12 protein-coding genes are annotated in these 13,620 nt (G+C 60.9%); 3 read left to right on the top strand and 9 right to left on the bottom strand.

Annotated elements, in window-relative coordinates:
* Positions 1 to 8: 8 nt before the first annotated feature.
* From F753_RS33410 to F753_RS33395, 4 genes are all read right to left on the bottom strand, one after another.
* Positions 9 to 614, bottom strand: coding sequence for a YqiA/YcfP family alpha/beta fold hydrolase (locus F753_RS33410; protein ID WP_023444891.1), 606 nt, complete (start codon positions 612 to 614; stop codon positions 9 to 11).
* 136 nt (positions 615 to 750) lie between these two features.
* The gene (cpdA, locus tag F753_RS33405; protein WP_023444890.1) at positions 751 to 1,563 is read right to left on the bottom strand and encodes a 3',5'-cyclic-AMP phosphodiesterase; all 813 of its coding nucleotides are present in this window, start codon (positions 1,561 to 1,563) and stop codon (positions 751 to 753) included.
* Between the two features lie 152 nt (positions 1,564 to 1,715).
* On the bottom strand, positions 1,716 to 2,162 hold the full coding sequence (locus F753_RS33400) for a DUF1249 domain-containing protein (RefSeq protein ID WP_003301652.1): 447 nt from the start codon (positions 2,160 to 2,162) through the stop codon (positions 1,716 to 1,718).
* Positions 2,159 to 2,776 (bottom strand): NUDIX domain-containing protein, encoded by a 618-nt coding sequence (locus tag F753_RS33395; protein ID WP_023444889.1) that lies wholly within the window; start codon positions 2,774 to 2,776, stop codon positions 2,159 to 2,161. Before F753_RS33395 ends, F753_RS33400 begins: the two co-directional genes overlap by 4 nt.
* Before the next feature lie 216 nt (positions 2,777 to 2,992).
* Between F753_RS33395 and F753_RS33390 the strand changes: the two genes are divergently transcribed.
* Entirely contained in the window at positions 2,993 to 3,730 is a 738-nt protein-coding gene (locus F753_RS33390; RefSeq protein ID WP_023444888.1) for an RsiV family protein, read from the top strand.
* 7 nt (positions 3,731 to 3,737) lie between these two features.
* On the opposite strand, the gene F753_RS33385 is transcribed toward F753_RS33390, so the two are convergent.
* The 3 genes from F753_RS33385 to F753_RS33375 all read right to left on the bottom strand — a co-directional run bounded on the left by F753_RS33385 (position 3,738) and on the right by F753_RS33375 (position 7,794).
* Positions 3,738 to 5,726 (bottom strand): polysaccharide biosynthesis protein, encoded by a 1,989-nt coding sequence (locus F753_RS33385; RefSeq protein ID WP_023444887.1) that lies wholly within the window; start codon positions 5,724 to 5,726, stop codon positions 3,738 to 3,740.
* A gap of 74 nt (positions 5,727 to 5,800) precedes the next feature.
* Positions 5,801 to 6,832 (bottom strand): MraY family glycosyltransferase, encoded by a 1,032-nt coding sequence (locus F753_RS33380; protein ID WP_014818920.1) that lies wholly within the window; start codon positions 6,830 to 6,832, stop codon positions 5,801 to 5,803.
* Positions 6,829 to 7,794, bottom strand: a complete 966-nt coding sequence (locus F753_RS33375; RefSeq protein WP_080583086.1) for an NAD-dependent epimerase/dehydratase family protein — start codon at positions 7,792 to 7,794, stop codon at positions 6,829 to 6,831. The genes F753_RS33380 and F753_RS33375 overlap by 4 nt, the downstream gene beginning before the upstream one ends.
* A 378-nt stretch (positions 7,795 to 8,172) precedes the next feature.
* Here F753_RS33375 and F753_RS49970 point away from each other — a divergent pair, with 378 nt between their 5' ends.
* Positions 8,173 to 8,343, top strand: coding sequence for a hypothetical protein (locus tag F753_RS49970; RefSeq protein WP_014818918.1), 171 nt, complete (start codon positions 8,173 to 8,175; stop codon positions 8,341 to 8,343).
* Positions 8,344 to 8,427: 84 nt separating this feature from the next.
* On the opposite strand, the gene F753_RS33370 is transcribed toward F753_RS49970, so the two are convergent.
* Positions 8,428 to 9,846, bottom strand: coding sequence for a mannose-1-phosphate guanylyltransferase/mannose-6-phosphate isomerase (locus F753_RS33370; protein WP_017246559.1), 1,419 nt, complete (start codon positions 9,844 to 9,846; stop codon positions 8,428 to 8,430).
* A 174-nt stretch (positions 9,847 to 10,020) separates the two neighbouring features.
* Here F753_RS33370 and F753_RS33365 point away from each other — a divergent pair, with 174 nt between their 5' ends.
* Complete coding sequence (locus tag F753_RS33365; RefSeq protein ID WP_014818916.1) at positions 10,021 to 11,205, top strand: glycosyltransferase family 4 protein; 1,185 nt, start codon at positions 10,021 to 10,023, stop codon at positions 11,203 to 11,205.
* A gap of 64 nt (positions 11,206 to 11,269) precedes the next feature.
* Here F753_RS33365 and F753_RS33360 read toward each other — a convergent pair whose 3' ends face one another.
* Complete coding sequence (locus F753_RS33360) at positions 11,270 to 12,979, bottom strand: DUF4214 domain-containing protein (protein ID WP_023444885.1); 1,710 nt, start codon at positions 12,977 to 12,979, stop codon at positions 11,270 to 11,272.
* Between the last annotated feature and the right edge of the window lie 641 nt (positions 12,980 to 13,620).

The raw sequence follows: 13,620 nt of genomic DNA, 5'->3' as shown, positions 1-13,620 counted from the left end.
GCATCCCTTCAGAGCAGATCAAGCCATGCCTGCGGCTCGAAGCCGGCAAAGGCCAGCAGCGCCGGCAGACGCTCGGCAAATCCCTGAAAGCCATGGTCACCACCGGCCTGAATGCGCAGTGCACAGCCACGATAGAACTGCGCGGCGTCACGGTAATCCAGCGTCTCGTCGCCCGTCTGCAGCCAGACCTGATAGCGCTCGGCATCCTGTGGTGGCGCGGTTTCCAGTTCCGCCAAGGCGGTTACATGATCGTCGGTGAGGTCCCAGACTTCCCCACTATACAGATTGGTCTGCGGCCCAAGATAACCGTCGAACCGGCGGTGCGGTGTCACGGCCGGATTGATGAGCAATGCCTTGAGGCCATGGCGCTCGGCGAGGTGCGTCGCATAGTAGCCGCCAAGCGAGCTGCCGACCAGCAACGGCCGGCCGAGCTCGGCCAGGCATGCTTCGAGTTGGGCGATGGCCTGACGCGGATGATGGTGCAGTGCGGGGACCCGCAAGCGTTCGGCCATGCCCAGTTTCTCCAGCGCAGCGGACAACCGGCTGGCCTTCTGCGAGACCGGTGAGCTGTTGAGACCGTGGATATAGAGAATCGAAGGTGAATAGCTGGACATGGATACAGTTCGTAGGAAAACCGCAAGGCTACAAGGCACCTGCCGCCGTCTGCAAGCAGGCCGGCGGCATGATGGGTGGGCTCGGGGTATCTGCTGGCAAGTACCGCCAGCGCGTGTCACTGCGCGCAGAGCCGCGTTAGTAGCCCTTGACGCTGTAGTCGATCTCGAACTCGATACCGCTGACCCGGGAAACTCCGGTTTCCAGCTGCCCATCGGCATATAGCCGCAGCCAGCGATAACCCGGCGCGACGTTGTCGACCTGAAAGTCTTCACTCTGCGGGGCGAACTGCACGCCGGTCGATGGCGACGCCAGCAGGCGTACGTCGTTACGCCAGCTATCGAACTCCTGGTGGATATGACCCCAGAGCAATGCACGCACGTTGCTGTGACGATCCAGCACCTCGAACAGGGCGTCAGGATTGCGCAGCCCGATGGTATCCATCCAGCGGCTGCCGATGGACACCGGATGATGGTGCAGACAGATCAGATGGTGATGGTCCGGCGCTTCACTCAGTGCACGCTCGAGCAGTTCCAGCTGATCGTTGCGCAGCATGCCGAACACCGAGCCCGCCACCAGCGTATCGAGCATCACCACACGCCAGCCGCCGATCTCCAGCACCGGCTCCATCAGCGCACTGCCACGGCAGGCCTCACGCATTGCTGCCAGCTCGTCGTGGTTCCCCGGACACCAGCGCGCTGGTGCTTCGATGCGTTCGGCAAGCCGGCGGAACCGCTGGTAGGACGCTACCGAGCCATCCTGCGACAGGTCGCCGGTGGCAAGGATCAGGTCGATGCGCGGCTGCTCGTCGATGGCGAGCTCGACCACCTGCTCCAGGCTGTCACAGGTATTCATGCCCAGCAGCTTGCCGTCCGCTTCGGCAAACAGATGGCTGTCGGTAAGCTGCACCAGCAGAACCGAATCTTCAACAGTCAGGGACGCACCAGGCAATGCCCTTCTCCTTGAGCTAAATCGCAACGGAATTATGGTAGGTGCCCGGCAGGGGGGTAAACCTCGGGATGTGGGCTTGGATCACAGAATAGCGCTGCGCATCCAGGGCGGATCAAGCGCACTATCAGGCTATCAAGGCATGGTGCAAGGGGTCAGAGCACCGGTTCCAGCTCGTGCCCGCAGGCCAGACAGTGGCCCAGCCATTCGCCGAGGAACAGATTGAGTTGGTTCTTCTCGTCCGGCTGGTGCATCTGCGCGTTGGGGTAGTGATAAATGCCGCGGAAACGTCGCGCATTCTCGGCGCGAATGACTTCGGCCATGCGCGCATCGTGGTAAACCCGCACCTCCATCTTCGGCACCGGCAACCAGGTCAAGCAGTTCTCCTGACTGACCTGCAAGGTCGTGGTGTAAGGGCAGCTCTCCAGCACCTCGAGCACCAGCACACCGAGCAACATGTCGCCCTGACTGATGGCGATGCGGCGCGCGTCGCAACCGTTACGCATGCCCGGCAGCAGGCGCATCAGGCGCAGGTAATTGGCCTCGCAGGCCGACTGCAGTTCGAGCAGATCGACTCGGTATCGCTCGCGCGTCTTCCTCATGCCCACTCCCCCCGCACCTGCTCGCGATTCAAGGCCAGCCACTGCAGTGCAATGATGCTGGCCGCGTTGTCGATTCGACCCTCGTTGACCGCGCGGATTGCCTGCTGCAGCGGCCAGACATGCACGCGAATATCCTCGCCTTCCTCGTCCAGACCGAAGACGCCTTGCGCGCCTTCGCTGTCGCAGCGGCCGATGTAGAGATGCACCTGTTCATCGCTGCCGCCCGGAGACGGAAAGTACCGGGTGATCGGCCACAGCTCGCCGAGCTCCAGCCCGGCTTCTTCGATCGCCTCGCGCCGGGCCACCGCGTCAGGTGACTCGTCCTTGTCGATCAGCCCCGCCACCAGCTCGATCAGCCAGGGGTTCTCAACCTTGCCCAGCGCACCCACGCGGAACTGCTCGATAAGCACCACCTGATCGCGCTGCGGATCGTAGGGCAGCACGCACACGGCGTCATGCCGCACGAACAGCTCGCGACTCAACTCCGCGCCCATGGCACCGCTGAACTGGCGATGACGCAGGTGCAGGCGTTCCAGCCGGTAAAAACCGCTGAAGCATTGCTCTCGTCGGAGGATCTGGACATCATCCGGTCCGGGCTTGAAGGTCTCGCTCATCGGGTACTACTCATATCGGTTTGAACCGCGCCTTACGTGACGGCGGGCGACTGCAACCGTCACAACGTGAGCGGCTTCGTCGCCATCCTAACGCGACATCGTCGCTGGCGCAGCCCTTTGCAGACCACCGTAGCCGAAGAAAGCTCCACCTGCAGCGCCGCACGAACTTCAGGTGTCTTCGGCAATCGAAAGCGCACTGCCATGTCTGGACCAACCATGAATCGAACCGCATCCATCCGCACTCTGATCCTCTTGGGCAGCCTTGTCGTGCTGCTGAGCGGCTGCCAGCACCTCTCCTCCGAACGTCCGGTGGAGGTGCGCCAGAACCTCACCGAGCAGCGCCCGCAGGGCTGCCAGGGCGAAGACTGCCCGCTGGTGAACATCGACACCCTGACCTTCGCCGATGAACCCGAACTGAACAGCCTGATCGACGCGCGCCTGCGTCGGATGACCATCAATGGTCCGGATGATCGCCTGCCCGATTCGCTCGAGCGTTACCAGCAACAGTTTCTGCGCGCTGCCGAGCCGGGCTGGAGCAGCTACCTGCAAGCCAAGCTGCGCGAGCAGCACGGCGACATCCTGATCGTCGAGCTGTCCAGCTATCTGTACGTCGGCGGCGCCCACGGCATGCCCGGGCGTGGCTTCATCAACTATGATCGCGAGCAGAACCGCGAGCTGCGCCTGGAAGACCTGCTGATTCCGGGACAGGAAGGCAGCTTCTGGCGCGTCGCGCGCCAGGCCCATCAACGCTGGCTGGTGGAGAACGGCCACGCCCAGGACGCCGAGTTCCTCGACTTCTGGCCCTTCCAGCAGACCGCCAACATTGCACTGCTGAAAGACAGCGTGTTGCTCAAGTACGACGTGTATAGCATCGCGCCGTACTCGAGCGGGCACCCTGAACTGTTCATTCCCCATGAACAACTCGAAGGCATCTTAAAAGCGAAATATCTCTGACCGAGCCCTACGTCGGCGGCACTCGTGCCCGCCGCCGGTGGATCCAATCGACGATCTCCTCGCGTGGCGAGTAGCCATCGACCGTGGCACGCATGACCAGCCTAACCTGCTCGAAGTCGTCACGGTCCAGCCCCTGCAGGAGTCTGTCCAGCACATCGCAGAACTCGGCCCATGGCAGGCAGGCTTCGTTCGCCGACATGATCATCGGATGCTGGGTCGGGGTGACGTTGTCGCCAATCAGCAACTCCTCGTAAAGCTTCTCGCCCGGCCGCAGGCCGGTGAACTGTATGGCAATGTCGCCGGCAGGATTGCTTTCGGAGCGCACGGATAGTCCCGACAGGTGAATCATCTTCTCGGCAAGCTCGACGATTTGCACCGGAGAGCCCATGTCGAGCACGAACACGTCCCCGCCCTGCCCCATTGAGCCTGCCTGTAGCACCAGCTGGGCAGCCTCGGGGATGGTCATGAAATAACGGGTGATCTTGGGATGGGTGACAGTGACAGGCCCACCCCGGCGAATTTGTTCGCGAAACAGCGGTATCACCGAGCCGGACGACCCCAGCACATTGCCGAACCTGACCATGGTGAAGCGTGTCCGGTTCACATGGTTGACGCCCGCCTGCCCATACAGCACTGGCGCCGTTTCGCTGCTCAGGGCCTGCAGTGCCATTTCCGCGAGGCGCTTGGTGCTGCCCATGACATTCGTCGGGCGCACCGCCTTGTCGGTCGAAATCAATACGAAGTGAGAAACACCCGCCTGAATCGCCGCCTGCGCACAGTTGAGCGTGCCGATCACGTTGTTCATCACGCCTTCGGCGACGTTGTGCTCGACCATTGGCACATGCTTGTAGGCCGCAGCGTGATAGACGCTATCGACGCCCCAGGTGCGCATCACGTCGAGCAGCCGATCGGCATTGCCGACCGAGCCCAGGATGGGGATCAGCTCCAGCTGAAGCGCCCGCTCACCGACCTGCTGCTCGAGCTCGGCGTGGATGGCGTACAGGTTGTATTCACTGTGGTCAAGCAGAAGCAGCACCGTTGGCGACAGCCGCAGGATCTGGCGACTGAGCTCGGAGCCGATCGACCCCCCCGCGCCAGTGACCAGCACGACCTTGCCCTGCATGCAGTGTGCCAGCAGCCTCTCGTCCGGGGCGACGCTGTCGCGCCCAAGCAGGTCGGCGATATCGACCTCTTGGAGATCTTCCACCTTCACCCGGCCGCTTGCGAGATCCATGAACCCGGGTACCGACCGGACGTGCAGCGGATATCGCTCCAGATCGGCAAGAATCTCCCGACGCCGCGCCCGGCTGGCGGATGGAATCGCCAGCAACACTTCGCTAGCCCCCGTGTCTCCGATCATCTGATCGATATGCCTGGGCTTGTACACCTTGAGCCCGGCAATGACCCGATTGGCCAAGTCGCCATCGTCGTCGATGAAGGCAACCGGACGCATGGCACGCCCCATTCGTAACGCCGCCGCCAGCTGATTGCCGGCCGCGCCCGCGCCGTAGATGGCTACACGCGTCAGGCCGTCGTCACGTCCGAACGGGACGGCCAGCATGCCGGCGTACCAGTCACCCAGCACGTACTGTCGCAACAACAGGCGCAGCCCGCCGAGCAGCATCAGGCTGATCCACCAGTAGTTGAATACCAGCGAGCGCGGCACCAGCGCTGGCGCATCGCGATACCAGTAGATCGCCAGCGCCAGCAGCAGCGAAGAAAACGTCACCGCCTTGGCAATGGTGATCAGCGCATCGTTGCCGAGATAGCGCATCACCGCTCGGTACATGCCGATGCGGATGAACAGCGGAATAGCCAGCACCGGGGCCAGGGCGAACAACCAGGCATGCCCCCCGAGCGGCTCGATCGGGCCGAACGAGCCCAGCCGCACCACGAACGCCAGCCACAACGAGATCCATACCAAGATGACATCGGCCAGCACCTGCAGCAGGCGCTTGTACCGTCGGGGCAGGCCCAGTAGGCGATCACGCAACATTCATTTCATTCCCCTACCGTCAACGTCATTCGTCCCAAAACCGCGCATGTGCAAATCGCCACCTCGCAACGCCATCATCTGGCCGTCTCAGCCGCACCGGCGCCAAGCCAAAGGCAGAGGCACAACAAGGGCACATAGGCGATCAGCATGGCCGTCGCACCGTCGACTCCGCCCAAGGCCACCCCCACCGCCCAGGGCAGAAGCCAACCCAGGTTGATCAGTCCAACCGCAATCGTCACCGGCGCATGGCGGCTAAAGCGCCGCGCCGCAGCCTGATACGCATGGCTGCGATGAGCCTGATAGACAGCTTCGCCCCGCAAAAGACGACGGAGCAAGGTGAAAGTTGCGTCGACGATGAACACGCCGAGCAAAATCAGCCAGCTCCACAGCAGCTGCGGATGCTGCCAGGTGGCCTGCAGCACAAGAATGCCGATCACGATGCCGAGAAAGCCGCTTCCCACATCGCCCATGAATATGCGCGCCCGCGGGAAGTTCCAGAACAGAAACCCCAGCACCGCGCAGGTCAACAGCAGCTCGCTCGCGCCCCCAGCCATCAGGGTGAACGCACCCGCATCCACGGCAGCGTAGCAGAGCACGGCCCCGCCACCGGCACAGATGGCCTGCACTGCCGCTATGCCATCGATGCCATCCATGAAGTTGTAGAGATTGAGCAACCAGACCAGGAAAACAGCGGCCAGCACGTGCCCCACCCAACCTAGGTCGAACGGCACCCCAAACAGAACCACTGGCGGTAGCCCGCCCAGCCAGAACAGTGACCAGGCGGCCGCCACGAAATGACCCAGCAAGCGCCAGCGTGCTGCGATATGGCCATGGTCGTCGGCAAAGCCGAGGGCGGCGACGCCACCACCGGCCCCCAGCAGGGCGATCATCAGGTCACTTTCGAGCCCGGCGCAAAGCCACAGCGCCAGCAGCAGCGAAAGAAACACCAGGACAAACGCCATGCCTCCCCCGCGAGGGGTTGCAACCGTATGCGAGCTGCGTGCATTGGGCTTATCCAGCAGGCTGCGCTGCAAGGCATAGCGGCGCAACAGCCCGGTCAGACCGAAAGCGGCCAAGGTCGCGAGCAGGAAGAGCGCCCAGCTCATACTTGCCGCCGCCGGATATAGTCCGCCGCAGTTGCGCGCAGCGCATCATCCACACCGACGGGCGGCGCCCAACTCAGCAGTGAGCGGGTCTTGCCGATGTCGACCTGAAGTGAACCACACAGCCGGTCGAAGGCGGCGCGCTTGCCGAGCATCCGGGCGAGGAACTCCAGTTGCCCCCCGGGGACCGGCAGCAAGCGCACCGGCGTATCCAGCGCCGCACCCAGACGCCGAAGCAGATCCGGGGTCGCGAGGTCCTCGCCGTCACTGGCGAGCAAGGTCTCGCCGGCAGCGGCCGGGTGATCGATGCAGGTGCACAGGAGGTCGACGAGGTTGTCCAGGGCGACCAGGCTTCGCTTGTTCTCAACGGCACCGAGCGGCAACGGGATGCCCCTCATCAGCCAGTCCATCATGCTGCGGAAATTGCCCTTCACGCCGGGGCCATACACCAGCGGCGCGCGAACGATAACGATCTCCAGCCCCGTCTCCCGGGCGAGCGCCCGCAACCCCTGCTCGGCCTCGAGCTTGGATAGCGCATAGGGATCGGCCGCCTGCGGCAGGTCATCGGCCGTGAAGGGCCTGCCAGCCGGCGTCGACTCGCCGTTGACCTTGATCGAACTGATGAAGATGAACCGCCGCGCGCCCGCCGCCACGGCGCTGCGTGCCAGCTCGAGCGTGGCGTCCACATTGATCTTGCGAAACTCCGCCAGCGGATCCGCGGCCTCGTCCTGCATGACATGGACCCGCGCCGCGCAGTGAATGACCGTATCGACATTTTCGACCGGCGAACCCGCGGCAAAGGTGCGGCTGAACGAAACGGGCACGGGAACCACGCCAGCAGGCCATAGCGAATCCACACGGCGCGCCCAGGCGAGAGCCTGCACGTCCGGACAGGCGACCAGGCGCTGCAGCAGCGCGCCCCCCACGAAGCCGGTTCCTCCGGTTACTAGAATCTTTCTCTTCAAGCTCAGCGTCTCTCTGCCATACGCAGCCATCCCTGACTGCCAGGCGGCAATTCTACGCGCTCGCGTCGGGCAAAGCCGCAAGCGTCAACCGACCCGGCACATGGCGGACCGAGCCAGGCGAGTCCGTCCGTCGAACACCCGAACGGGTGCGACGAAATTAAGCCATCAAACTGAAGACATTAGGCCACTTGAGCAAACCGAGATAAATCCAGCACACACCTGCCGGATGAATGCCATGACTGGTGATTCAGCCGCAGACGCCACCTCCACGCGCTTCGCGCGCATATCGAAGCGTTACTCGCCGCACGGGCATCGCTGGAAGGACCGGACCCGGTTCGCCTCTCACTCAACGGCCAGACCTTTCTGGTTCGCCACGGCATGCTGGTCAGCGAAAATGGCGACTTGGATGCTATCGAAACCCTGTCGAAGATCGAGTGGGATAACGAGCAGCAACGCAACCACGCGATCGAACTGTGCCTTCATCACCTGTCACAGGCCATTGACCAAACGGAACCGAGCTTACGACCTTGGGATTGCGACGAAGCCTGAAATTGAAATGATGCGCCAGATAACGCTGGAATGATTCAATCTCGAAAGGATCCGCGCATCGCCAGCGTTACAGGCACCTGCCAGTTACGACCGCGCACGCCCGTAGCGGTCCTCGAAGCGAACGATGTCATCCTCACCCAGATACGCGCCGGACTGCACCTCGATGAGTTCCAGCGGCACCTTGCCTGGATTCGACAACGAGTGCTTGATACCCAGCGGGATATAGGTCGACTGATTCTCCGAAAGAATCATCTCCTTGTCGCCACATACGACCTTGGCAGTTCCGGATACGACGATCCAGTGCTCGGCGCGGTGATAATGCAACTGTAATGACAGGCACTCACCGGGCAGCACGGTGATGCGCTTGACCTGATAGCGCTCACCCTTGTCGACCGTGTCGTAATGGCCCCACGGACGACTTACCAGTGGATGGCTGGCATGCTCTTCCCGCTCCTCGGCCTGCAAGCGCTGGACGACTTCCTTGACCTGCTGGCACTTTTCTCGATGGGTGACCAGTACAGCGTCCTTGGTTTCCACAATGACCAGGTCTTCGACACCGACAGCCGCCACCAACCGGTGCTGGGAGCGTACCAAGGTATTGCGAGCGCCTGCGATCATCGTATCGCCCTGTACACTATTACCCTGCGCGTCCCGCTCGGAAATGTCCCAGATAGCGGCCCAACTGCCAAGATCATTCCAGCCCGCATCCAACGGAACCACAACACCCGAATGGGTGTGCTCCATCACGGCGTAGTCGATAGATTCATCATCGCAGCGCGCGAATCCCTCGGCTGCTACATGGATGAAATAGGCATCTTCTTCAGCCTGCTGCCACGCTTCACGACAGGCCTCGAGTATGTCGGGTCGCAGGCGCCTGAGCTCATCGAGCAGAACCGATGCACGGAACATGAACATTCCGCTGTTCCAGAGATAACGCCCATCCTGAACATACTGCTCAGCGACATCGGGCGCAGGTTTTTCCCTGAAGCCTTCGATCGCAAATCCCTCGGGCATTATCCGCGCGCCACACTGGATGTAGCCGAAGCCCGTCTCGGCCCGTGAGGGACGAATACCGAACGTCGCCAACCGACCGGCCTGCGCATGCTGCAGCGCAACCTTCACGGACTCACGAAAAGCAGCGTCATCCTCAATGTAATGATCGGCGGCAAGCACCAGCAATACCGGGTCCTCACCACTGCTGCTCGCCTCCAATGCGGCCAGCGCAATAGCGGGTGCCGTGTTACGAGCCAGCGGCTCGAGAATGACCCGGCGTGCCGACTGCCGCTTCAACTGCAACTGTTCGGCGACCACGAACCGGTGCTGCTCGTTGGTAACCACCAGCGGATCGCCGTGTTCGAGTCCCTGCAGCCGTGACAACGTCCTCTGCAGCATTGTCCCGCGCTGCTGGCCATCAAGAGCGAGGAACTGCTTGGGGTACTGCTGACGCGACAATGGCCACAGCCTGGAGCCGCTGCCACCTGCAAGAATTACCGGGATAAACATCGTGGATCCGTCCAAAGGAAAAAAGTAGCGTCACATGCCAGGCATTATCAATTGCCCCCCTGACAGGCGCAACCAACCAGGGCCAAGCGCAGACCATGGAGCCTAGGCCTGATAAACTCCGCGACCGCATTTCAGCGCCGACAGGCCGCGCCGGCCAATAGGACATCCCAACCAATGAACCTGCTGCTCAATACTGAATCCATGCGCCCTCCCTTGACGGGCATCGGTAACTACACCTACCACTTGGTTCAAGAGCTGAGTCGGCGTGGAGAAATCAAGGACTTCCGCTGCTTTGATGGCCAGCACTTCCTGAGCCCCGAACAGATGCTGCAGCAATGCGACGAGGCCGCAGCGAATTACCATCAGGCCAGTCCTGTACGTAACGCTGCATCCAGCGGACTGGTATCGTTCATACGCAAGATTCCTGGCGCTTATGGCGCCCGTCAGGCAGTTCGCGACCTGCGCCTCCTTCAACAGACACGCCGCCATCGTGGATACCTCTATCACGAGCCCAACTTCATTCTCAAGAATCATCCCGGCCCCAAGGTGGCGACGATTCATGACCTTTCCTTCATTCACTACCCACAATTCCATCCGACGGAGCGCGTGGAATGGATGATGGGCGGCCTGAACGACACCATCAAGCGAGCAGACATGCTATTGACAGTCTCAGAGCTGGTGCGCTCGGAGCTGATCGAACGGCTGAATGTAGAACCTGAGCGCGTCCGGGCCATTCACCTAGGTGTGGATGCCTCCTACCACCCAAGAAGCGCTGAACAGACTCAAACCGTCATGACCCGCCATGGCCTGCGTCACGGCAGCTACCTGTTGTTCGTGGGTACGCTTGAACCACGCAAAGGCGTGGACCTGCTCATGGATGCCTGGGCTCGGCTACCAGGCGAGATGCGTCGCGAATTCCCCTTGGTCCTCGTGGGCTCGTCCGGTTGGCGCAATCAACAGATGCTTGATCGCGTCCGCGAATTGGAAAGTAGCGAAGGATTACGCTGGCTGCGGTACGTCCCCTCAGAAGAGCTGCCGCAGATTTATGCTGGAGCCGCCACCTTCGCCTATCCATCGCTTTACGAGGGTTTTGGCCTGCCTGTACTTGAAGCCATGGCCAGTGGCGTTCCTGTCGTCTGCACCGCAGGCACCTCCATGGCAGAATTCGCCGGTGAGGCGCCATTACTATTCAGTCAAGGCAGTACCGAAGCACTCAGCGACTGCCTGCAACGCCTGTTCGCAGACAGCGCTCTCCGTAACCAGCGCTCCGACATCGGCCTGCGCTTGGCCGGCTCGTTTACCTGGTCGCGCTTCGCGGCACGTACTTGCGACGCGTACCGCACTGTCGCCAGCTACTGAATACAACGAGGCCGCCCCGGAAGGCGGCCTCTTCTATTAGGCGAACTCACATCCGCCACTACTCTCACGCAACGTGACTGATCACACCATTGCTGAATTGCAGCTCATCCGCGCTCACACCCGTCAACGTGATCACGGCGGCATCAGGGGAAGCCGTAATGCTTCCATTGGTACCGGCAGTTACGGAGCTGCTAGCAAACGGCGTCGTTTCGATAACGATCTGTGCACCAGCTGCGCCCTGAACGATGAAAAACTCGGAGACATTATTGTCGCCAGCACTCGTAGCCCCTTCGTTGTAGGCGAAAGCGCCGCCGATCACCAGACTGTCGTTGCCTTGGGCACCAAAGTTCGCTATCGCGAAATCCGCAGTCGTAGGCGCCTCGGCAAACACGAAGACGTCGTTGCCTGTCGATCCTGCGGCGGCACCATCATCCAGTTCGTCGTAGTTCACGTTCGGGTTAGCGGCCAGGTAAGTCGAGAATGCAGTTTCAGCAGTGTCAACAGCGCGGTCCAATGAGCTGAACTGGTCGACAATCGGCTGAATAGCTGCAACAGCCGCATCAGCCTCCTGAGCGTCCTCAAGTAGATCCATCGCAACGATGCGTGCCTGGCTGGTCGCCAGATAGCTCGTGCCGGCAGAGCCAAGCGCCGTCACGGCGCCCTCGGTAGCAGTGACAGCCGCGTCGGCTTCGGTAATTGCCAGATCGTTGGCAGCCAACGCGGCCACCTGCTGGCCGAAGCTCAAGCCGCTGACGGCCTCCACCAGATCGGCCCTTTCCGCGCTCGCAGTAGCCGGGTCGGAGAGCGCCGCATAGAGCGTTGCGTAGTCCGTAACGGCAGCGGACGTCAATGCGTCCAGTGATGCATACGAGACAGTTGCACTACTGCCAATGGCCGCGTTGAAACCGGCTTGCGCGGCAGCCTCGTCGGCTGGATCATTTTCTTCCAACGCCAGGGATGCCTCAACAGCGGCCTCGTATTCGGTCACAGCCTGGTTTCCGCCCTGCTGCGCAACCGCAGCCGCACGGGCATTGGCATAGTTGGCCTCGGCTGTATCCAGACGGGCGGCCAGAACATTGGTAGTCTCGCCTCCGCCGATAGCAGCGCGAACCGCAATCGCACTATCCAGCGCACCCTGTGCTTCAGTGAGACTTACCTCTCCGCTATCGTCGGCATCCCAATCCGGAAAATCGGTGGCAAGTTGCTCGCCATAGCCAGCCAGTTCAGCCTCGGCAGCAGCAATTGCATTGAACAATGCCAAGCCAGGAACGGCACCCGGCAACGAGCCGTCTTCCAGCATCTCAAGTGCTGCGCTTACCGATGCCGGATCGGAACTAACATCCGCAACGATTCGCGCGCCAGCAGCAGGAGTGTAGTTATCTCCCGCCGCTACCGTATAGGTATTGGCGACAAATATCTTGTTATCGATAGTGCGCTGATCCACCTCACCCAGACTATTGATCATCGAGGCTACAAGCGTATCGGCCGAAATCACACCATTTCCAATTTCATTCACCCAGAAAGCCAGCCCCTCTTCATCCGGGTCTCGCCCCAACACATTCCTATAAACCGTTGCAACAAACTCCTCGACAGGAAGGCCACCATAGAGTCCCTGATACTCCTCGCTAAGAGTAAAACCCAAGGCAACGGATTCGAGAGTCGACACGTCATTGCGGATGGCATCGAGCCAGAAATCCAGCCCTGCCTGATCTCCCGCGCGGCCCAAATAGCCTACATAAAGCGCTTGTACCTGCGATACGGTAGCGGTCGCCATACGAATATCTCCAATTCCAGAACGATTTATTGTGCTAAGGCATCTTAGGGCTTGGCCCACTCCAACTTGATGCCCAAAGGCATAGCCTGTTCCAAGCTGGTGAATCTTTTTTAGCTAAAAACGCTGAACAAAAAAGAGAGAAAACGATAATTGCAGTACCGTCTGTCGCACCGTAGCAGCACTTTAATATCAAAAACTACCGAATATCAGCTCCACGACTAATAGCTTTTATCCCTGACATCACATTTGCTATTGGAAATTATCAAGCACAAGCCCCTTCTCACCGCCCACCCGCAAACCGCTTAAGCTCAATCCATTTAAGTAAACGGCAACAAATAAGGCGGTCGCTAGCCATGCATTGCACCGCAGCCGAATTCGTATATCGCAAGCTATTGCAAAAAGAGAATCCCACCTCAAAGCAAGCCGCCGACTTTCAACGGGTGGTTCCAAGCAGCCTCTGGCTGGAATTTAAAGACATTCTCTACAGGCGAGACTCATCACCGCCCCGCCCACTGAAGAAGCCCAATAGACTCGCAAAACGGCAAGCGGGCCCGCCGACCTAGACCTGATGCATCACCATCAACATGGCAGCGTCTACTTCAGGAAACAGCCGTACGTATCAGATCCAAGAATAACGATGC

Source organism: Stutzerimonas chloritidismutans AW-1 (genome assembly GCF_000495915.1).
GTDB lineage: Bacteria > Pseudomonadota > Gammaproteobacteria > Pseudomonadales > Pseudomonadaceae > Stutzerimonas > Stutzerimonas chloritidismutans.
This window is presented reverse-complemented; position numbering and strand designations above follow the sequence as displayed.